Origin of the sequence: Actinotalea ferrariae CF5-4, assembly GCF_000603945.1 — a bacterium.
GTDB lineage: Bacteria > Actinomycetota > Actinomycetes > Actinomycetales > Cellulomonadaceae > Actinotalea > Actinotalea ferrariae.
Window position 1 is genome coordinate 1 of sequence record NZ_AXCW01000542.1, and the last position, 582, is coordinate 582.

At 81.1% G+C, this 582-nt stretch carries 1 pseudogene; it reads left to right on the forward strand.

From position 1 onward, the window contains the following. Window positions 1-582 (forward strand): annotated as a pseudogene (locus tag N866_RS21800) (helicase-associated domain-containing protein); the annotation flags it as partial.

The following is a 582-nucleotide window of genomic DNA, read 5'->3' on the forward strand; positions in this document are numbered from 1 at the left end:
GCCCGCGTCCTGGACGCCGCCACGGTCGCCGCGGAGTCGGCGCACCGCGCCGAGGACGTGGTGCGGCTGGTGGGCGGGCTCGTGGCGCTGTGGGGCGAGGAGCCCGGCACCGTCCTGCGCTCCGGGGGCCTCGGTCAGCGCGAGCTGCGCCGGGTGGCGCAGCGGCTGGAGGTGACCGAGCCCGTCGCGGCCCTGGTGGTCGAGGTGGCCGGGGCCGCGGGCCTCGTGGTCGAGGACGGCGAGGAGTCCCCGGGCCTGGCCCCCGCCGACGCGGCCGACGCGTGGCTCGAGCTCTCGGCGACCGAGCGCTGGGCCGACCTCGCCGCTGCCTGGGTGGCGTCCGAGCGGGCGGCCTGGCTGGTCGGCACCCGCACCGAGAAGGGCACCCTCCGCCCCGCCCTGGACCCCGAGTCACGCCGGCCCTGGGCCCCGCGGCTGCGCCGGGCCGTCCTCGGCCTCCTCGCGGCCCTGCCGGAGGGGACCGCGCCGGCCGCGGAGGTCGTCCACGAGGTGCTCCGCTGGCGCACGCCCCGCGCGGTCCCCCCGCTGCACGCCGTCGAGGCGGTCCTCGGCGAGGCGGAC